Raw genomic sequence first — 18,574 nt, forward strand, 5'->3', positions numbered from 1 at the left:
CTTCCCCAGGCCAAAGCCAAGGATCAAAGTGTCCGACCCGCCGGGGGAACCTCACACAATCAAGCTTCGGGGTGCCCCACGCAACTCACCACAGCAATGTCGCCGCCAGGCGACGAGCCGATCACCCCTCCCTCAGCAGAGCAAGCTCCTCCCTCACCACCCCCACCGCATACCGCAGCTGCTCCTCCCGATGCTCACTGGTAACGAAAAACCGCAACCGAGCCAGCGACTCCTCCACCGCCGGATAAAGAATCGGATCCACCACAACCCCACGCTCGTACAACGAAGAAGCCAGCCGCAACGCGACCTCCGACCCCCCGACCACACAGGGCACGATCGGCGTCCCCCCAGCCGACCCGGTCGGCAACCCAGCCGAACCAGCCAACTCCAGGAACAGCCGAGAATTCCCCCGCAACCGCACCAACCTCTCCGGCTCCTCCCGCAAAACCCGCAGAGCCGCAAGAGAAGCCGCCGCATTGGCCGGGGTAATCCCTACGCTGTAAACAAACCCGGGCAAGGAATACCGCAGCCACCGAACCGTTCGAGCCGACCCGGCCAGATACCCCCCGCACCCGGCCAGAGACTTGGACAACGTGCCCATCCACAAATCGACCCCAGAGCGATCGACCCCGAAATGATCGCCGACCCCCGCCCCGCGCGGCCCCATCGTGCCGATGCTGTGCGCCTCGTCCACCATCAGCAACGCCCCGTAGCGCCGCTTGAGTTCGATCAGCGCGGGCAAATCGGCGAGATCGCCGTCCATGCTGTACACGCCTTCAACGACGATCAGCACCCGACGGAACCGTGACCGCGACCGGCGCAGCACGTCTTCCAGCCGCGCCATGTCGTTGTGCGGGAACGGTTGCCGGGTGGCGCCGGAAAGCGCGCAGCCCTGCAGGATGCTGTCGTGCGCCAGCGAATCGTGCACGATCAGGTCCCCGGGCCCCACCACATGACCGATCGCGCCGACGTTCGTCGCGTGCCCGCTCACCAGCACGAGACAGTCCTCGACCCCCAGGAACGCGGCGAGCTCCGTCTCCAGCTCCCGGGACAGCTCCCGGTCCCCCGCGAGCAGCCGGCTGCCGGACACGGAAGTCCCGTACCGGTCCACCGCCTCGTGCACCGCCGCGGTCACCGCCGGATGCCCGGCCAGCCCGAGATAGTTGTAGCTGGAAAAGGACAAATACTCCCGCCCGGAAACCGACGTCGTCGCGTCCATCCGCCCTTGATGCTTGCGGAAATACGGATTCGGCACCCCGAGGTCGTCGAATTCCTTCAGCCGCGCCTCGATCGCCGCCGCCTCCGGGAACTCCTCGATCGCCGCGCTGCCCGGATCCCACGACGGCACCGGAGCGGCCGGAGCCGGAGCGGCGGAAGGCGCCAAAGCCGTTGCCGGAGCGAGCATCCCGGCTACCGCGCCCACCGTCAGCGCACCGGACTGCTCGATCTCCAGCGGCAGCCCCGGGAACCGCTTCCGCAGCCGCCCCTCCAGCTCGGTGAGCATCAGCGAATCGAACCCGAGGTCGTCCACGAGCACTTGCCCGGCGTACAACTCGCTGACCGGAAACGCCGTCGTCCGCGCGACCTCTTCGAGCACGACCGCCAGCACATCCCGCGCCGAAGTCGTTTCCTCCCGCTCTTCGACCGGTACGGCGGTCGCCCCGAGCGGCTCCAGCGTCTGCGCCTTGGCGAGCTTCGCGTCGTCGACTACCCAGTGCCGCCTCGGGCTGAGCGGACTCGGCGGCAGCGTGCAGCGAGGCAGGCCGTCCGCGACCGGCCGCAACCCGGCCCCGGTCACCGCGCGCGGCGCGAGCTCGGCGGGCAGGCCGTCCTCGACCGGCTCCTCCCCCGACGACACCACGCCGGCGAACACGCCCGGAACCAGCTCGCCGCCCGACCCGGATTCGAGCGCGACCGACGCGGCGACCAGCTTGGAAACCGCGTCGGCGACATCGTCCGCCGCCACCGCGAGCCGCTCCGGGAAGAGCGTCCGGCGGGCGAGGGCGCCCGCGACGGCGGCCAGCGACGGGTTCTCGCGGCCGAGGGTCTCGGCCACCTCCCGGGCGTGCCGGGCCAGCCCGGCCCGGTCCCGCGCGGTGAGCAGCAGCAGCCGCGGCGTTTCGGCGGGCGGCGTTTCCTGCGCCGCCTCCTCGACGACCACGTGCACGTTCGAGCCGCCGAAGCCGAACGCGCTCACCCCGGCCCGGCGCGGGCCGTCGCTGTCCCATGGTGTGACCTGGCCGGCCACCCGCAGCCCGGCTTCCCGCAGCGGCAGATGCTCGGCCGGTTCGAACTCCGGCTGCGGCAGAATCTGTCCCTTGTGGACGGACAAAATGGACTTGATCAGCCCGGCGATTCCGGCGGTGCCAAGGGAATGCCCGACCACCGACTTCGCCGCGCCGAGATAGGCCGGCTTCTCCGCGCCGCGGCGCAGCTCGGTCAGCGCGCTGATCTCGACGTCGTCGCCGACCGCGGTCGCGGTGCCGTGCGCCTCCAGGAAGCCGACCGACGCCGGGTCGACGCGCGCGTCCCGGTAAGCCCGCCGCAACGCCAGCAGCTGACCGGGCTCCTGCGGCATCATGCCGCCCTTGACCGTGCCGTCGTTGGACAGCCCGACGCCGCGGATCACCGCGTACACCCGGTCGCCCGCGGCCCGGGCGTCCGCGAGCGGCCGCAGCACCAGGACGCCGGCCCCCTCGCCGAGCACGAATCCGTCGGCCCGGCGGTCGAACGGACGGCATTCGCCGGTGCGCGAGATCGCGCCGATCCGGCACAGGCCGACGAACAGGTCCGGGGCCAGGATCAGCTGCGCGCCGCCGGCGACGGCGATCCGGCAGCGGCCCGCGCGCAGCGCGAACACCGCGTTCGCCACCGCGGTCAGGCCGCCGGAGCAGGCCGAATCGAGCGCGTAGCTCTCGCCGTGCAGGTCGAAGACGTTGCTGATCGAGCTCGGCCCCATGTTGAGCAGCAGCCCGGCCATCGCGGTGGCGTGCAGCCCGCTGACCGCGGACGCCGCCTCGGCCATCGCCGGATCGCCCGCGCGGCCGAACTCGCCGCCGATCAGCTGCTTCAGCCGCAGGTGCAGCGTGCTCATGTCCCGGTAGCCGCTGTCGCTGAGCGACATGATCACCGACGTGTCGTCGCGGTCGAAGCCCTCGGCTTCCCACCCCGCGTCCTGCAGTGCCTCGCGGGTCAGGTCGACCAGCAGCCGGTGCTGCGGGTCGAGCGATTTGGCCCGCCGCGGCGGGATCTTGTAGTGCCCGGCGTCGAAGTCGCCGACGTCCTCCAGCAGCGCCATGCGGTCGGAGTAGACCGCGCCGCTGTCCCGGAAATCGTCGTGGTAGAACGCCTCGCGCCGCCACCGCGAATCCGGCACCCGCCGAAACTGCGGTTTGGGCTCGCTCAGCAGATCCCAGTACTCGTTGACGTTGCGCGCCCCCGGAAAACGGCATCCCATTCCGACAACGGCGATGTCCTGGCTATTTTCGGATTCTTCCCGCCCAGCTGCAGCAGACCCCATGGCATGACTTCCTCGTGCCGATTCCCACCCAGTCGACACCGAGATTGCCCGTTCATACCCAGTTTTTCAAGGGTATTGGACACTATCCGGAGAAATGCACAGGCAACTCAACTCACGGTAGCCAGCCGATCACGCCACCAGGCCACCGTCGCCGCGAATTGATCTTTCTCCCGGGTCGGCTCGATGCCGAAGAATTCCTGTGCCGCACGGGAATCGAGCACGAAGGGACGGTCGAACTGGTAGCGCACCTCCCGCAGCTCGCGCACCATCGGCGAAACCAGGCCGGCCGCCCGGAGTAACGTCGGGGAAAGGCGTTGCACAGCCACCGGAGGCACTCCGGCCGCCTCGCACAACAGCGCCACCATCACCCGAGCGGACCGCGGCGGACCAGTCGGCACATGCCACGCCTTCCCCCACGCCTTTTCTTCGCGCGCGGCCGCGACCAGCGTGCGCGCGACATCGGAAATGTACGTCCAACTGTGCGGAGCGTCCGGATCGCCGAGCACCTGGACTTTTCTGCCCCGCAGCACGTTCGGCACCACCCGGGCGGCGAGATGTCCGCCTTCGGTCACTCCGGGGCCGAAGAAATCGGAAGCACGCACCTCGACCGCGCGGATCCGGCCCTCGTCGTGCATTGCGAGCAGTTGTTCGGAGAGCAAAGCCCGGACGCGGCCCTTGGTTCCGGTGGCCGCGAACGGCAGATTCTCGGTGAGTGGACCATCCACGGGACCGTATCCGTACAAATTGCCCAGCGACACCAGCAGCGCGTCGTTCGCTTCGGCGGCAGCGCAGATCGAGGCCTGCAGCGGCGGCCAATCTGTCGCCCACCGGTGGTAAGGAGGGCTCGCGCAGCTGTAGACCGCTGTCGCGCCCTTGGTCGCTTCGATGAGCGCGGCCTGGTCGGCGGCATCGAGGCTGACGTGCTCGATGCCCGGTTCGCTTTCCCGGGGCGAGCGGCCGATCACCCGGACTCGCTCTTCTTGCCCGGCCAGCAAGGCGGCGGTGGCCGCGCCCGCCGGTCCGTATCCGAGCACCACCTGAAGACTCATGGCGACACCCTAGCCACCGGCGCATCCCGTTGCGGCCGTTCACGACCCGGTCGCCCGCCGTTCACCGGAAAGTCGCGCCGACCGCTCTCGAGCAGGCCGCCGGCACCCGAGATCCATTCGGAATTCGCCCAGGCCAGAACCCGTTTTCCGGCTCTAGTTCCGGCACTTGCCGTGGTGTATGGTCGCCGATCGTGAACCATTCCGCCAAGGTTGCCCCGCACACCGTTCCGCCCGCCGGGCACTGAGGCCGTTCCGGGGGCGCGAGTGAACACTCTGAAGATCATCCTGTTCTCGCTGTCGGCGGTCTCTTCGTACGCGGCCTTGCTGTACAAGCTTTTCTCGATGCGCCGCTCGTGGCGCGACCCGGCCTACCTCGTGCTGATGACGACGCTGATCCTGCAGTGCGTCACCTTCACCCTCGGCGCGCTGTCGCTCAGCATCGGCTCGCTGTTCGGGATACCCAACCTGGCGATCTTGATCCTGCACCTGGCCGCGGTCGCGTACTGCATCAGCGCGCAGCTGCTGCTGATGCTGTGGGCGAATCCGCTGCCGGAAATCCGCTCCCGCATCCGCGCGTGGATCGTTTCCGGCGCGGTGCTGTTCGTCGTGCTGACCGCGCTGTTCTTCATCGGCAACAAGCCGGGCACGCCGGGCACCGCCTTCGCGGTGGGCAGCAGCGACCCGGTGATCCTGACCTACCTGCTGCTGTTCATCGTTTCGCAGGCCGTGCCGTGCGTGACGATCTACCTGCAGTGCCGGCCGTACGCGCGAAGCACGTCGAGGGTGTGGCTGCGCCGGACGCTGCGGACGCTCGCGGTCGGCGCGGTCGTGCTGTTCTGCTACTGCGCCACGCGCGCGGTGAACATCGTCAGCCCGGCGCTGGGCTGGCACCTCGGTGCGTGGGCGATCGCGCCGTCGGTGTTCAGCGCACTGGGCATCGTGATCGTGTCGTTCGGGCTGACCATGCCGTCGTGGGGCGAGCACGTGTCGGCGATCGCGCGGTGGCAGCGCAATTACCGTTCTTATCGCGCGCTCTACCCGCTGTGGCATTCGCTGTACCAATCCTCGCCGGGCATCGCGCTGGAACCGCCGACCGAGGGAGACACCGATCGGCGCTGGTCGGACCTGCATTACCGGCTGCATCGGCGGGTGATCGAGATCCGAGACGGCTGGCGCGCCCTGCGGCCGTACATGGACCGCGCCGACGCCCCGGACGGCGACCAGGCGATGGCCGAGGCCCGCAAGATCCGCCAGGCCCTGAAGGCGAAGACCTCCGGGGTGACTCCGGCGGAAAGCCAGGACAACGGCGCGTTCGACGACCACGACGCGAAGACGTTCGCCGCCGAGGTCGCCTGGCTGACCCAGGTCTCGGAGGCTTACGGCAGGCTCGCCTGAGGCTGGGATTCGGGCTGCGGCACGTCCGGCAGGAGCGTCTGGCCCTTCGTCAGCCACGCGAAACCGAACGCGAACACCGCGAGCGATTCCAGCCAGAGCGTCGGATGCAGGGCCGCGGTGGCGGCGCTGAAGAACAGGCCGTTGACCACGATCAGCACCAGGCACGCGAGCATCACGATGCCGCACACCCGATAGACGACGTTGCGCGAACGTTTGCGCTGGGTCGGCGCGCCGTCGTCCTTGGTGAACAAGAAGAGACAGAAGAACGCGAGGGTGAGGAAGAAGATCGCGGCGAACACCAGATGCGCGATGCCGATCACGTGCTCGGTGGGCGTCGGCGAGACCGGCTGGGTCGGGAACAACGCGACCCCGATGCCGGCGATCGCCGCCACGTTGGCCGCGATGTCGTCGACCCGGCCGTAACCGCGATAGGCGATCAAGAAGACGCCGATCGCGCACAGCGTGCCGACGAAGACGTTCCGCATGTCGCTGTAGTAATAGCCGCTCAGCGAACCGAGCAGACCGCCGCCCTCGAGCAGTTCCTTGCCGACGATCACGACGATCGGCAGCAGGATCCCGAGCACCCCGATGGCGCGGCGAAGGAACAGGTACGAGCGCACGAAAGCGGTCATGGCACGGCCTCCCCGAAAGTCGTGCACTCTTTGTACCTGCTCCGTCACCTGGATACCGCGCAGACCCGGAACGCCACCGGTTCAGCCCAGCAGCGCGTCCAGGTCGGCGAGCAATTTCGCCTTCGGCCGGGCGCCGACGAACGACGCCACCGGGACGCCGTCACGAAACAGCATCAGCGTCGGCAACGCCATTACCTGATAGGCGCGCATTGTTTCGGGGTTTTCGTCCGTATTGAGTTCGCGCACGGTGAGGCCGGGCCGTTCGGCGGAGATCTCGGCGAGCACCGGTGCGATCATCCGGCAGGGCGGGCACCAGTCGGCGGTGAAATCGACCAGGACGGGCTGACCGTGTTCCAGGACGTCGGCGGCGAAGGTGGCGTCGGTGGTCATCGGGACTCCTCGGATTCAGCAGTGCATGGGTCGGCCGGGCGCGCGGTGGCGGCGGCGAGCTTGTCGAGCAGGGCGGAGCGGACCGCGGCGAGGTCGCGCATGCAGGCCTCGACCTCCGCCAGCTTCCGCCGGTACACCTCGACCGACGCCGGGCACGCGTCGCCCGCGTCGTGGCCGGTGCGAAGGCAGTCGACGAACGGGCGGGTGTCGTCGAGGCTGAACCCGACTGTGCGCAGGGTCTGGATTTCCTTGACCAGCCGCAGGTGGTCCTCGTCGTACTCGCGATAGCCGTTCGCCGCGCGCGCCGCCGGGAGCAGGCCCTGTGCCTCGTAGAAGCGCAGGGCCCGCGTGGTGGTCCCGGTCCGCTGAGCCAGTTCGCCGATCCGCATGTCGTCGACGCTAAACCTTCACGCTGGCGTCAAGGCAAGGCGTGCGCGCGCGGTTCCGGATATGCGCGGAACTTGACCGCGTTCGCCGCCCGGTTGCCCATGTACTCGAAGACGCGGCGGCCGATCGGGCCGGTCAGCGAGCGGTACATCCGGTTGCGCTTGCGCAGCTTCTCCTCGGTGGCCGGGACCAGGAAGTCGCCCGAACCGGCTCCGTTGCGCTGGCCGACGCGGGCGGGTTTGCGCAGCCGCTGCTCGTAGCGGGCGAACGCGGTCGCGTGGTCGCCGCCGGCCGCGGCGAGTTCCCCGGCGAGCACCTGCGCGCCCATCATCGCGAGGCCGGTACCCGATCCGCCCGGACCGGCGCACCAGGCCGCGTCGCCGAGCAACACGACCCGGCCGCGCGACCAGCTGTCGAGCTTGATCTGGCCGACCGTGTCGAAGTACAGGTCAGGCGCGTCGGCGACCGCGGTGAGCAGCTGCGGGAGTTCCCATCCGGCGTTGCCGAAGACCTCGGTGACGATGTCCTTCTGCCGCGTCAGGTCCGGACGGCCGTACCCGTCCGGGTCGCCGCGGAAGGCGAGCCCGACGGTGACCGTCGCCGGATCGCGGTGGCTGGTGACGATCGCGCCGAGGCCGGGTTCGTTGTAGAGCAGGCCCGCGTGGTCGAGGCGGAGGTGGTTGGGCGCGGTGAACCCGGCGACGTGGTAGCCGAGGTCGGTGCGGAACTTCGCCTCCGGACCGAACGCGGCCGTCCGTACGCCGGAGTGGATGCCGTCCGCGCCGACGACCAGGTCGAACCGGCGCGGGGCGGCGTGGCGGAAGGTGACCTCGACGCCGTCGGCGGTCTCAGTGAGCGAGGTGACCCGGTCGCCGAAGACGTATTCGGTGTAGCCCTTGGTGTGGTCGTAGAGGATGCGGGCGAGGTCGCCGCGCAGGACCTCCAGCTCGCCGTTGGTGAAGCCGCTCGGCAGGGTGAACGCGGGCTGGCCGGCCGGGTCGAGCTGCACCTGCTCGCGCAGCGCGGTCTCGTGGTCCCGCAGGTCGTCGAGCAGGCCCATGGCTTCGACGAGCTTCATCTGCTCGCCGCGGAAGTCGACCGCCTGCCCGCCGGGCCGCAGCCGGGGCGCGGCCTCGACGACGGTCACCGAATAGCCGTAACGGTGCAGCCAGTAGGCGGCGGACGGGCCCGCGACGCTGGCGCCGGACACGAGAACGGTCTTGCTGGTCATCTCTGCTCCCCTGGGTCGGTAGGCGATGCGGCAAGACTGCGGCGCACCGCTTACCGCGCCCGCACGGAGCGCTGACGATCGCGGTCAGTCCTGCGCCAGCCGGGCGAGCATCCGGGAGAACACGCGGCCGAGCAGCTCCAGCTCGGGCCCGCTGACCTGGTCGAAGAAGTACCGGCGCACGAGTTCGCCGTGCTGCTGTTTCGCCGCCGCGACCGCCGCCCGCCCGGCGTCGGTGAGCCGGACGTTCGCCCCGCGCGCGTCCTCGGTGCAGTTCTCCCGCGTGACCAGCCCGCGCTTGCACATCCGGCTCACGTGGTGCGACAACCGGCTGCGGTCCCATTCGACGGTCGCGCCGAGTTCCCGCATCCGCAGCACGCCGTCCGGCTCGTTCGCGAGCGGGACGAGGAGGGCGTAATCCGCTCCGGAGATCCCCGCGTCGCGCTCCAGCTGCCGGTCGAGCGCGCTGCCGAGCGCACGCTGCACGCGCTGGTAGGAACACCAGACCTCGGCCTCGCGCCGATCCGCCGCCACGTCCGCCATCCGGTGATTCTACAAAGAGAGGGCAGGATTTCGCGCCGGTGCGTAAGTTTGGGAGAGTGACTCGGTCCGCGCAGGAAACCTTCTTTCGTGCCTTCCACGCAAGCCATCCGGCGGTTACTTCGCGCTGTTTCGCCGACGCGCGCGGCGCGGACGGACGGTCGAGCTACGACCTTCTCCGGGACGAAATCGCCGGTCCGGGGCGCGTGCTCGACCTGGCTTGCGGCGACGGATTTCTGCTCGACCTCCTTGCCGCGGCGGGACATGAAGCGATCGGGATCGACCTGTCGAGCACCGACCTGGCGCTCGCGAAGCAGCGCTCGGCCGCCGTGGCGGAGGGCCGCGCGCAGCATCTGCCGTTCGCGGACCACGCGTTCGACGCCTGCGTGTCGCACATGGCGTTCATGCTGATGACTGACGTCGACCAGGTGGCCGCCGAGCTGGCCCGCGTGCTGCGGCCGGGCGGGCGGCTCTCGCTCGTGCTCAGCGGCAGCGCGGACGGCGACGAGGCGCGCAGGCTGTTCGGCAAGCTGTTGCGGGAAACCCTCGCCGGTGTCCCGGAGGAGGAGCGGCTGTCTCCGCTCGGCGACAAGCGCACCCGGACGCGAGCCGGGCTGGACGAAATCCTCGCTCCCGCCGGATTCGCTCCCGTCGAGTGGCGCACCGAAGCGATCGACTTCAGCGGTTCGCTCGATCAGGTCTGGAAGTTCTTCTCGGTCACCTACAACCTCTTCCCCATGAGCGAAGCCGCCGCCACCGCGCTGAAGACCGCGTTTTTCGCGGAGGCACCAGCGCTGGCCCGGACCGACGGGTCGATTCCGTTTGTGTTCCAAGTAGCTCTCGCCAGCACCCACACTGTCCACAAAGGACAATAGCCCCGCCTAGTGGCACTGGTCACCTTCTGGCAAGATCGGGGACTCCGACGTCTCCAGTTCACGCCGAAGGGGCAAGCATTGGGTCTGGGCAGGAAACTGGCCGCCGCCACCACCGCGGTCACCGCGGCGACCGCGCTGATGACCGCGGCGCCGGCCGACGCCGCGCCCGCGGCCATCGACTGGAAACCGTGCCCCACCGGGCAGGGAGCCGAATGCGGCAAGCTCGCCGTGCCGCTCGACTGGGACCACCCCGGCGACGGCACGATCCAGCTCGCGCTCGCTCGGCGCAAGGCCACCGATCCCGCGCATCGGATCGGGTCGGTGCTCATGGATCCCGGCGGGCCGGGCGGCGCGGGAGCGGGCGAGGTGCAAAGCGGCTGGACGCTGTCGCCGAAGGTCGCCGCACGGTTCGACACGGTCGGGTTCGATCCGCGCGGGGTCGGGGAAAGCACCGCGATCAACTGCGGGCTCGACGAGCTCACCGCGAAAAACCCGGTGCTGCCGAAGGATTCCGGCGAGTTCCAGCAGCTGCTCGCGTACAACCGCGCACTCGGCCGCAGCTGCGACCGGATCACCGGGCCGCTCGCCAGCCACTCCGACACGCGCAGCGTCGTGCGCGACATGGACGCGATCCGCGCCGCGCTCGGCGACCGGACGCTCACCTACTACGGCGTTTCCTACGGCACGCTGATGGGCCAGCAGTACGCCGAGGCGTACCCGGACCGGGTGCGCGCGCTGGTGCTCGACAGCAACATGGACCACTCGGTCCGCAGCACGTGGGAGTTCCTGCGGACGGAAACACAGGCCACGCAAGAGTTGTTCGAGCAGTTCGCCGAATGGTGCGACCGGACGACGTCGTGCGCGCTGCACGGCCAGGACGTCCGCGCGGTGGTGGCGGACCTCTACGCCCGCGCCGAACGCGGCGAACTCGGCACCCCGGACGACCGGCTCGACCCGATGGCGTTCGTCGGCCTCGTTTCGCAGAACTTCTACGGCCCCACCTGGGACAAGCTCGCGAAAAGCCTGATCGACCTTCGCGACGGGAAACCGGCCGGGGCGTCGTTCGGCAACGCCGAGATCCCCATCCCGAACCCGTTCAACAGCATTTTCTGCTCCGACTGGCGGCTGCCGGTCACCAGCTTCCCGCAGCTCGACAGCTACCGGCGCGCGCTGTCGGACGTGTCGCCGGACCTGCACTTCTCGCCGCTGGGCTGGAGCGCGGCGACCGGATGCGCCGGCTGGCCGAGTCCGGTGCGCAATCCGCAGCACCCGCTGTCGATCCGGCCGGGCGTGCCGATGCTGATGCTGAACAGCCGGTACGACCCGGCCACCCCGTACAGCTGGGCGGTGCGCGCGTCCCAGCAGTCCGGCGCGCCGCTGCTCACCTACGAGGGCTGGGGCCACGGCGCGTACTTCAAGAAGAGCCAGTGCGTCACCGACGCCGCGGACGCCTTCCTCATCGACGGCACGAGCCCGGGGCGCGGCAAGCATTGCCCGGCGGTCGAGCCGGGGGTTCAGTCCAGGATGGACGGTCTGCGGCCGCCCGCCGTCCAGCGGTACTGAGACAGTATTGACACAACGGAAAAGCGGGGCCCGGATCAGGGGCCCCGCTTTTCCGTGTCCGCTCAGTAGTCGTCCCGCCCGGTGAACTGCTGCTCCAGCAGCTCGGCCGAACCGGCGACGAGTTCGAGCGGATCGGTGAACTCGTTGAGGTCGAGGTTCAGCAGCGGCAGCGAATGCCGCAGCACGAGGTGCTCGCCCATCACCACGAGCCCGCCGACCACCAGCGTCTGGCCCACCTCGGTCAGCACGGTGAGCAGATCGACCTCGTCCACCCGGGCGAACGGGGTCGCGATCTGCACCCAGTCCTCCCGCTGGTCGAAAATCTCCCGGGCGATCACCACGACCTGCGCGCGCCCGGTCGTCTCCGCGTCGTCGCCGAACAGGACCCGGATCCGGATTTCGCCCGGGTCGTCCCGGATCACCCGGTAGGTCTGCCGGATGTAGGCGACCAGGTCATTCCACTGCGCCACGCGCTTTCCTCCCGCTGGTAGGCAACGAAGATCAGCGTAGCGGGACAACCCTCGCCGCAGCGGGCGTCAGAGCAACTTCCACGCTCCGGTGAGCGCCTCGCGCAGAATCTGCTCCATCTCGTCGAACTGCGGCTGATCGCAGATCAGCGGCGGCGACAACTGGACGACCGGTTCGGCGCGGTCGTCGGCCCGGCAGTAGAGACCGCCCTCGAACAGCGCGTTCGAGAGATAACCGCGCAAAATGCGTTCCGATTCCTCGGCGGTGAAGGTCTCCTTGGTCGCTTTGTCCTTGACGAGTTCGATGCCGTAGAAGAAACCGGTGCCGCGCACGTCGCCGACGATCGGCAGGTCCATCAGCCGGTCGAGGGTCGCCCGGAAGGCGGTTTCCGTTGCCAGCACATGGCCGTAAAGGTTCTCGCGCTCGATGAGGTCGAGGTTGGCCAGCGCGACCGCGCACGAAACCGGGTGGCCGCCGTAGGTCGAGCCGTGCATGAAGGTCGCCTCGCCGCCGGCGAACGGCACCATCAGCTTCTCGCTCGCGAGCACCGCGCCGAGCGGGGCGTAACCCGAGGTCAGGCCCTTGGCGATGGTGATGATGTCCGGTTGGTAGCCGTAGCGCTTGGCGGCGAAGTCGTATCCGACCCGGCCGAACGCGCAGATCACCTCGTCGGACACCAGCAGCACGTCGTGTTTGTCGCAGATCTCGCGGACCCGCTCGAAATAGCCCGGCGGCGGGACGAAGCAGCCACCAGTGTTCTGCACGGGTTCGAGGAACACCGCGGCGACAGTGTCCGCGCCCTCGAATTCGATCGCCTGCTCGATTTGGTCCGCGGCCCATCGGCCGTAGGCCTCGTAATCGTCGGCGTGCTCTGGAGCGCGGTAGAAGTTCGTGTTCGGGACGCGCAGCGTACTCGGCACGAGCGGCTCGAAATCGGCCTTCGCCCCGGGGATGCCGGTGATGGACAGCGCGCCCTGCGACGTGCCGTGATACGCCAGCGCGCGGCTGATCACCTTGTGCTTAGTGGGTTTTCCGGTCAGTTTGAAGTACTGCTTGGCGAGTTTCCACGCGGTTTCCACGGATTCGCCGCCGCTGACGGTGAAGAACACGCGGTTGAGGTCGCCCGGCGACGCGGCGGCCAGGCGTTCGGCCAATTCGAGCGCGGGCGGATGCGCGTGGCCCCAGAGCGGGAAGTACGCGAGCTGTTTCGTTTGCCGCGCGGCGGCTTCGGCCAGTTCCTCGCGGCCATGGCCGACCTGCACCGCGAACAGCCCGGCGAGGCCGTCGAGGTAGCGCTTGCCGGTGTCGTCCCAGATGTAGGCGCCCTCGCCGCGCACGATCACCGGGAGGTCGGCGGTGTCGGCGCGGCTGTGGCGCGTGAAGTGCAGCCAAAGGTTGTCGCGTGCGGCAATGCCCGAGCCGGTGGTGCTCCCGGCGGGTTCGGCGATCGTGGTCATGGCTCCTCGAAACGGGCCTCGAAGCTGCCGGCACGCACCGTGGCGTACCGGCCGGACCTCTCGGTTATCGCACGAGCCGACGCCGGTTGGCAAGCGGATCAGTCGTCACTACCACCCGCAACGACTAATTTCAGCGGTCCAATCCGGACTGATCTTCGGATTTCGTCGTCACCGACGGTGCGTACCCCACTGGTACGACTGTTTTCGCAGCTTGAGGTACACGAGGGTCTCCGCGGTGCGCACCCCGGGCAGGGTCCGGATGCGGTTGGAGATCACGTCGAGCAGCGCCTCGTCGTCGGCGCAGAGCACCTCGCACAGCACGTCGAAGCGGCCGGCGCAGAGCACGACGTAGTCGATCTCGTCCATTTCGGCCAGTGCGTCGGCGATCGGATCGAGCGGGCCGTCGACCGTGATCGCGACCATCGCCTGACGGAAAAGCCCGACCTGCAAGGGATCCGACACCGCGACGATCTGGATGACGCCCGAGTCGGACAGTCGCTGCACCCGCTGGCGGACGGCCGCCTCGGACAGCCCGACCGCCTTGCCGATCGTGGCGTACGGCCGCCGTCCGTCCTCTTGCAACTGGGCGATGATCTGCTTCGAGATGTCGTCGACGACCGGCGGCGCGGGCCGGTTCGGGTCCTGGCTCTGCATCCGGGGATCATCTCGGGTCACCCCGCGCACAGGCAACCGGGAGCGTGGCGGATCGTCGCCCTGAGTGTCCGGATGGACCGCGCGCCGGCGTGCTCGACAACGGATTTCGTCGTCTTTCCGGCGTTGACAACGCCAAATCCGTCCTGTTCCATCCGTCGAACTCAAGCGCCGCCGACGGAGGGATCCCCCATGCCGCCTCATCCGGTCCCCGTCCAGACCGACACCGCCGCCGGGTCGCCCGCGCCCCGCTCGCTGACCAGATCCATCGGAGTCGGCGGCGGGACCCTGCTGACGCTGAGCTGCGTGACGCCGGCGTCGTCGTTGTTCGTTCTCGTCCCGCCGTTGTTCGGCTCGCTCGGCACCGGCACCGCGCTGGCCATCGGGCTCGCCGTGCTGCTGTGCGTCGGGATCGCGTTCTGCTACTCCGAGCTCGGCACGCTGGTGCCGAGCTCGGGCGGCGAGTACGCCATGGTGTCGACGGTGGTCAGCCGGTTCGCCGGGTGGATCACTTTCATGCTGTCGTTCATCGTGATTCTGGTGGTGCCGCCGATCATCGCGATCGGGGTGGCCGACTACCTGGCGGTCGCGGTGCACATCGATCCGTCGGTCGCGGGTGCGCTGGTGATGCTGGCGTCCACCGGGATGGGCCTGGTGAACCTGCGGTCGAACGCGTGGCTGACCGGGATTTTCCTGGTGATCGAGATCGTCGCGATCGTCGTGGTGTCCGTGCTCGGCTTCGCGCACAGCGACCGGCCGGCAGCCGTGCTCGTGCGGCCCAGCATGGACGGCGTGCATCCGATCGCGCTGGTCTCGGTGATCGCCGGACTCGCGGTGGCCCTGTTCGTCGTGCAGGGGTTCTCGACCGCGGTGTACCTGGCCGAAGAAATGCGGGAGCCGCACAAAACGGTCTCGCGGACGGTGTTCTGGACGCTCGGCGTGAGCGCGGTCGTGATCCTGGTGCCGGTCATCGCGATCACGCTGGGCGTGCCGGATCTCGCGACGCTCGGGAATCTCGACCTGACCGCGCTCGTGGTGAGCTGGAGCAGTTCGACGTTCGGCACGATCGTGAGCCTGTGCATCGCGGCGGCGATCGTGAACGCGGTGATCGTGATGGTGATCCAGAATTCGCGCGTGCTGTACGCGTCGGGCCGCGATCACGCTTGGCCGGAGCCGGTGAATCGCGCGCTGAGCGTGGTGAGCCCGCGATTCGGTGCGCCGTGGGTGGCGACGCTCGTGGTCGGCATTTCGGAAGCGGTGCTGTGTTTCGTGCCGGTGGAAACGCTGAGCGGCGTGACCGGGGTGGCCGTGGTGGCGTTGTACCTGGCGATTTCGGTGAGCGTGCTGTGGGCGCGGCGGCCGGCGCATCGGCACCCGCACGTGTGGCGAATGCCGGGATGGCCGGTGGTGCCCGTGGCCGTGGTGCTGGCGCTCGGGTACGTGCTGGTCTCGCAGAGCCTGCTGGATCTGGCGATCACGGCCGGAGTGCTGGTGGCTTCGGCCGGGTATTGGTGGGGCTACCTGCGGCGGCGATCGGATCGGTGGCTGGTGACGATTCCCTGACGCGCACCGGAGGTGATCGTTTGGCTCGAGCAGGTGGTCTCGCCGGGGCGCGGCCATCTGCTCGGTGCTGAGGAAGGTGCCCCAGGGGCCACCGGAGTAGCTGCCGTTTCGCGAGCGGGCCAGCGAAGAGTTTGCCTCAAGCGTCGAGGTCTACTGCGTAGAGGGCGAACGGTTCGCCTCGGTGCGGGAAATCGTGGCGGTAGGTGAAGCCGAGCCGTTCCATCACCGCACGGGAACGGACGTTGTGCGCTTCGGTGAAAGCGACGACTTCCGCGGTGCCGAGTTCTCGGGCCCGGGCCAAGCCAGCGAGACCGATTTCGGTGGCGTAGCCATTTCCCCAGTGCACCTCGCGCACTGCCCAGCCGATCTCGAGCCGTCGGGCACCCTCCACGTCCTGATAGGACAGCCCGCCCCGACCGAGGAGTTCTCCGGATTTCCGGTGATAGGCCAGCCATTTGCCGACGCGGTCATCTTGCCAGCTTCGGCCGATCTCCGCGGCGCGAGCTTCCGCGTCGGCGCGGGTCCATGCGTCGTACCAGCGGGCGATGCCAGGATCCTGGTGCAGGTGGTACAGCTCGTCGGCGAGGTGCGGGCCGATCGGGGTCAGCCGGAGGCGTTCGGTCTCCACCTCACGCGGCCGCGGCATCCGGGACCGCCAGTGAGGCGCTTACTCGGGCGATGAATTCCGCGTTGGATTTCGTGGTGCGGACCTGTTCCAGGAATTGTTCCGCGGCTCGTTTCGGGTCCTGGGCGGCCAACGCGCGGCGGACCTCGTTCATCACGGCCAGTTCCCGCGGCGGGACGATCAGTTCGTCGCGGCGGGTGCCGGAGCCGAAGAAATCCACCGCGGGGAAGACGCGGTGGTCGGCGAGCATTCGGTCGAGGCGGAGTTCCGAGTTGCCGGTGCTTTTCAGTTCCTCGAAGAACACCGTGTCCGCCAGCGAACCGGTTCCCACCAGTGCGGTGGCGATGATGGTGAGCGAGCCGCCGTCCTCGATGTTCCTTGCCGCGCCGAGGATTTTCTTCATCGGGTGCAGCGCGCTGGCGTCGACGCCGCCGGAAAGGATGCGGCCGGAGGTGCGGGCGGCGAGGTTGTACGCGCGGCCCAGCCGGGTCAGGGAATCCAGCAGCAGCACCACATCGCGGCCGGTTTCGACCAAGCGTTTCGCGCGTTCCAAGGCCAGTTCGGCGACGGCGGTGTGCTCGGCCGGTTTGCGGTCGAAGGTGGACGCGACGACTTCGCCGCGCACCGAGCGGCTCATGTCCGTGACTTCTTCCGGGCGCTCGTCGGCGAGCAGCACCATGAGGTGCGCTTCGGGGTGATTGACCGCCACCGCTTGCGCGATCGCTTGCAGCACAGTGGTTTTGCCGGTGCGCGGCGGGGCGACGATCAGTGCGCGCTGGCCTTTGCCGAGCGGGGCGACCAGATCGAGGACGCGCGTGGTGAGCTGGTGCCGGCTGGTTTCGAGGACCAGCCGCTGGTTGGGGTGAATGGGGGTGAGCTCGGCGAAATCGGGACGCGGTTCGCCGGGCGGGCGGCCGTTGACCGAGACGAGTTCGCCGTCGTCGAGGACGAGTTCGTCGCCGCGGCGCAGCCCGTGGGTGCGGATCAGCTGCGGCGGCACGGACGGGCCGCCGGGGCCGTAGCCCAACGTGGCGGTCTTGCCATGGATATCGAGAATTCCTTGCTGTGTCATGGTTTGAGGCTCCTTGAGCGGCAGGGCGGTAGACGCGAAGAGGCGGACCGCCGGAGAGGCGAAGCGGGTCAGGCGACGGGCTTCGGGAAAGACGCCGATCCTCGTCGCGTGAACTCACGCTGGCGGAGGGGGCGGAAACCCCGGGGCGGCGGGGCCGGCTTCCTGGGGTATGCGGTGAGAGTAGCGCATCGGTTCCGGCCGCACAAGCGAAAGGGGCCTGGCGAGCAGCTGCCCGGCGAAAACCGGCACTCACCAGACCCCAACGCGCCCTGCCGCTGCGTTATTCCGCGGCGGTCACGGCATCTCCCACGGCGCCTGCGGCAGCACGTGCCCGGTCTCCAGCAGCGACTTGAGGTTCGACAGCACCGCCGCCCAGCCGCCGGACACGTCCTGGTGCGCCTTTTCGTCCGGCAGGTCCTCGTGCGTCACCGTGAGCCGCACGATGCCCTCGTGCTGCTCGATGTCGAACGTCGCGCGGGACGGCTCCTGGTCTTTCGGGCCGTTCGGGTCGTACCAGGAGGTGACCAGGCGCTTCGGCGGGACCGATTCGAGCACTTCGCCTTCGACGTCGGCCACCCCGGACCCGTCGGTGCGCACGTGCGCCCACCGCGAACCCTTCTGCCAGTCGGATTCGTTGCGATGGCCCCAGTACTGCCCGGTCAGCTCGGGGTCGGTGAGCGCGTGCCACACCTGCTCCGGCGTGGCTTGGATGTAGGTCACATACACAAAACTCGGCTTCATGGCTTCCTCTGCTCGACGTTTGACGGCACTGAGCATCCGCAATCGCGGCTGCTCGAACCGGTTCACCCACCGCTCCTGCATTTCGTGCAGCGGCACCGGATTGAGGTAGTGCAGCTTTTCCCGGCCGCGGCGCACGCTGCTCACCAGATTCGCCGCCTCCAGCACGGCGAGGTGCTGCGTCGCGGACTGCCGCGTCATCTCCAGCCGGCGGCACAGTTCGCCCAGCGTCTGCCCGTTGTCCTCGCGCAGCTGGTCGAGCAGGTACCGGCGGGTCGGATCCGCCAGCGCCTTGAACACTTTGTCCAGGTCAGGTTGCACACATACAGTAAGGCAGGCAAATACCTGCCTGTCAACCCGGCGAGCACAAACCCAGGTCAGCGCCGAGACGGGTTACCGACCGCCTCGGCGCTGACTGCGA

General features: G+C 68.9%; 17 protein-coding genes. 4 read left to right on the forward strand and 13 right to left on the reverse strand.

The genetic code is table 11. From position 1 onward, the window contains the following. Nucleotides 1–121 precede the first annotated feature (121 nt). Both L942_RS22940 and L942_RS22945 read right to left on the reverse strand, forming a co-directional pair. The gene (locus L942_RS22940; protein WP_081655185.1) at nucleotides 122–3,520 is read right to left on the reverse strand and encodes an aminotransferase class I/II-fold pyridoxal phosphate-dependent enzyme; all 3,399 of its coding nucleotides are present in this window, start codon (nucleotides 3,518–3,520) and stop codon (nucleotides 122–124) included. A 107-nt stretch (nucleotides 3,521–3,627) separates the two neighbouring features. Then, entirely contained in the window at nucleotides 3,628–4,569 is a 942-nt protein-coding gene (locus L942_RS22945) for an NAD-dependent epimerase/dehydratase family protein (RefSeq protein WP_037363969.1), read from the reverse strand. 264 nt (nucleotides 4,570–4,833) lie between these two features. Here L942_RS22945 and L942_RS22950 point away from each other — a divergent pair, with 264 nt between their 5' ends. Next, nucleotides 4,834–5,964, forward strand: coding sequence for an MAB_1171c family putative transporter (locus L942_RS22950; protein ID WP_037363971.1), 1,131 nt, complete (start codon nucleotides 4,834–4,836; stop codon nucleotides 5,962–5,964). Here L942_RS22950 and L942_RS22955 read toward each other — a convergent pair. The 5 genes from L942_RS22955 to L942_RS22975 form a co-directional block, all read right to left on the reverse strand. Further along, a complete protein-coding gene (locus tag L942_RS22955; protein ID WP_037363973.1) occupies nucleotides 5,946–6,596 on the reverse strand; it encodes a hypothetical protein in 651 nt (216 codons plus the stop codon). The genes L942_RS22950 and L942_RS22955 overlap by 19 nt on opposite strands. Nucleotides 6,597–6,677: 81 nt before the next feature. Further along, nucleotides 6,678–6,986 carry a thioredoxin gene (trxA, locus tag L942_RS22960; protein WP_037363976.1) on the reverse strand — a complete coding sequence of 103 codons (309 nt, stop codon included), beginning with the start codon at nucleotides 6,984–6,986 and terminating at the stop codon, nucleotides 6,678–6,680. Continuing rightward, complete coding sequence (locus tag L942_RS22965; protein ID WP_037363979.1) at nucleotides 6,983–7,375, reverse strand: MerR family transcriptional regulator; 393 nt, start codon at nucleotides 7,373–7,375, stop codon at nucleotides 6,983–6,985. The genes trxA and L942_RS22965 overlap by 4 nt, the downstream gene beginning before the upstream one ends. Before the next feature lie 29 nt (nucleotides 7,376–7,404). Continuing rightward, nucleotides 7,405–8,604 (reverse strand): FAD-dependent monooxygenase, encoded by a 1,200-nt coding sequence (locus tag L942_RS22970; RefSeq protein WP_037363982.1) that lies wholly within the window; start codon nucleotides 8,602–8,604, stop codon nucleotides 7,405–7,407. 84 nt (nucleotides 8,605–8,688) lie between these two features. Beyond that, the gene (locus L942_RS22975) at nucleotides 8,689–9,144 is read right to left on the reverse strand and encodes a MarR family winged helix-turn-helix transcriptional regulator (RefSeq protein WP_037363984.1); all 456 of its coding nucleotides are present in this window, start codon (nucleotides 9,142–9,144) and stop codon (nucleotides 8,689–8,691) included. Nucleotides 9,145–9,200: 56 nt separating this feature from the next. Between L942_RS22975 and L942_RS22980 the strand changes: the two genes are divergently transcribed. Then, nucleotides 9,201–10,016, forward strand: a complete 816-nt coding sequence (locus L942_RS22980) for a class I SAM-dependent methyltransferase (RefSeq protein ID WP_037363987.1) — start codon at nucleotides 9,201–9,203, stop codon at nucleotides 10,014–10,016. Nucleotides 10,017–10,094: 78 nt separating this feature from the next. After that, entirely contained in the window at nucleotides 10,095–11,579 is a 1,485-nt protein-coding gene (locus L942_RS22985; RefSeq protein ID WP_037363990.1) for an alpha/beta hydrolase, read from the forward strand. Nucleotides 11,580–11,641: 62 nt separating this feature from the next. On the opposite strand, the gene L942_RS22990 is transcribed toward L942_RS22985, so the two are convergent. From L942_RS22990 to L942_RS23000, 3 genes are all read right to left on the reverse strand, one after another. Then, complete coding sequence (locus L942_RS22990; RefSeq protein WP_009082327.1) at nucleotides 11,642–12,049, reverse strand: hypothetical protein; 408 nt, start codon at nucleotides 12,047–12,049, stop codon at nucleotides 11,642–11,644. Between the two features lie 66 nt (nucleotides 12,050–12,115). Next, entirely contained in the window at nucleotides 12,116–13,504 is a 1,389-nt protein-coding gene (locus L942_RS22995; protein ID WP_037363993.1) for an aspartate aminotransferase family protein, read from the reverse strand. Nucleotides 13,505–13,672: 168 nt separating this feature from the next. Then, nucleotides 13,673–14,158, reverse strand: coding sequence for an Lrp/AsnC family transcriptional regulator (locus L942_RS23000; RefSeq protein WP_037363994.1), 486 nt, complete (start codon nucleotides 14,156–14,158; stop codon nucleotides 13,673–13,675). 189 nt (nucleotides 14,159–14,347) lie between these two features. Here L942_RS23000 and L942_RS23005 point away from each other — a divergent pair, with 189 nt between their 5' ends. Then, nucleotides 14,348–15,718 carry an APC family permease gene (locus tag L942_RS23005; RefSeq protein WP_037363996.1) on the forward strand — a complete coding sequence of 457 codons (1,371 nt, stop codon included), beginning with the start codon at nucleotides 14,348–14,350 and terminating at the stop codon, nucleotides 15,716–15,718. 136 nt (nucleotides 15,719–15,854) lie between these two features. On the opposite strand, the gene L942_RS23010 is transcribed toward L942_RS23005, so the two are convergent. The 3 genes from L942_RS23010 to L942_RS23020 all read right to left on the reverse strand — a co-directional run bounded on the left by L942_RS23010 (nucleotide 15,855) and on the right by L942_RS23020 (nucleotide 18,474). Beyond that, on the reverse strand, nucleotides 15,855–16,364 hold the full coding sequence (locus tag L942_RS23010; RefSeq protein WP_037363997.1) for a GNAT family N-acetyltransferase: 510 nt from the start codon (nucleotides 16,362–16,364) through the stop codon (nucleotides 15,855–15,857). Beyond that, a complete protein-coding gene (gene rho, locus L942_RS23015) occupies nucleotides 16,348–17,415 on the reverse strand; it encodes a transcription termination factor Rho (RefSeq protein ID WP_037363999.1) in 1,068 nt (355 codons plus the stop codon). Before rho ends, L942_RS23010 begins: the two co-directional genes overlap by 17 nt. A gap of 294 nt (nucleotides 17,416–17,709) precedes the next feature. After that, entirely contained in the window at nucleotides 17,710–18,474 is a 765-nt protein-coding gene (locus L942_RS23020) for an ArsR/SmtB family transcription factor (RefSeq protein ID WP_235079343.1), read from the reverse strand. Nucleotides 18,475–18,574: the final 100 nt, after the last annotated feature.

The sequence above is a fragment of the Amycolatopsis orientalis DSM 43388 genome (genome assembly GCF_000411975.1).
GTDB lineage: Bacteria > Actinomycetota > Actinomycetes > Mycobacteriales > Pseudonocardiaceae > Amycolatopsis > Amycolatopsis orientalis_D.

Bases quoted from the DNA above. Each gene is read 5' to 3' on its own strand.
- L942_RS22940 (WP_081655185.1), bottom strand. From the start codon at position 3,520: ATGGGGTCTGCTGCAGCTGGGCGGGAAGAATCCGAAAATAGCCAGGAC.
- L942_RS22945 (WP_037363969.1), bottom strand. From the start codon at position 4,569: ATGAGTCTTCAGGTGGTGCTCGGATACGGACCGGCGGGCGCGGCCACC.
- L942_RS22955 (WP_037363973.1), bottom strand. From the start codon at position 6,596: ATGACCGCTTTCGTGCGCTCGTACCTGTTCCTTCGCCGCGCCATCGGG.
- trxA (WP_037363976.1), bottom strand. From the start codon at position 6,986: ATGACCACCGACGCCACCTTCGCCGCCGACGTCCTGGAACACGGTCAG.
- L942_RS22965 (WP_037363979.1), bottom strand. From the start codon at position 7,375: ATGCGGATCGGCGAACTGGCTCAGCGGACCGGGACCACCACGCGGGCC.
- L942_RS22970 (WP_037363982.1), bottom strand. From the start codon at position 8,604: ATGACCAGCAAGACCGTTCTCGTGTCCGGCGCCAGCGTCGCGGGCCCG.
- L942_RS22975 (WP_037363984.1), bottom strand. From the start codon at position 9,144: ATGGCGGACGTGGCGGCGGATCGGCGCGAGGCCGAGGTCTGGTGTTCC.
- L942_RS22995 (WP_037363993.1), bottom strand. From the start codon at position 13,504: ATGACCACGATCGCCGAACCCGCCGGGAGCACCACCGGCTCGGGCATT.
- L942_RS23000 (WP_037363994.1), bottom strand. From the start codon at position 14,158: ATGCAGAGCCAGGACCCGAACCGGCCCGCGCCGCCGGTCGTCGACGAC.
- L942_RS23005 (WP_037363996.1), top strand. From the start codon at position 14,348: ATGCCGCCTCATCCGGTCCCCGTCCAGACCGACACCGCCGCCGGGTCG.
- L942_RS23010 (WP_037363997.1), bottom strand. From the start codon at position 16,364: ATGCCGCGGCCGCGTGAGGTGGAGACCGAACGCCTCCGGCTGACCCCG.
- rho (WP_037363999.1), bottom strand. From the start codon at position 17,415: ATGACACAGCAAGGAATTCTCGATATCCATGGCAAGACCGCCACGTTG.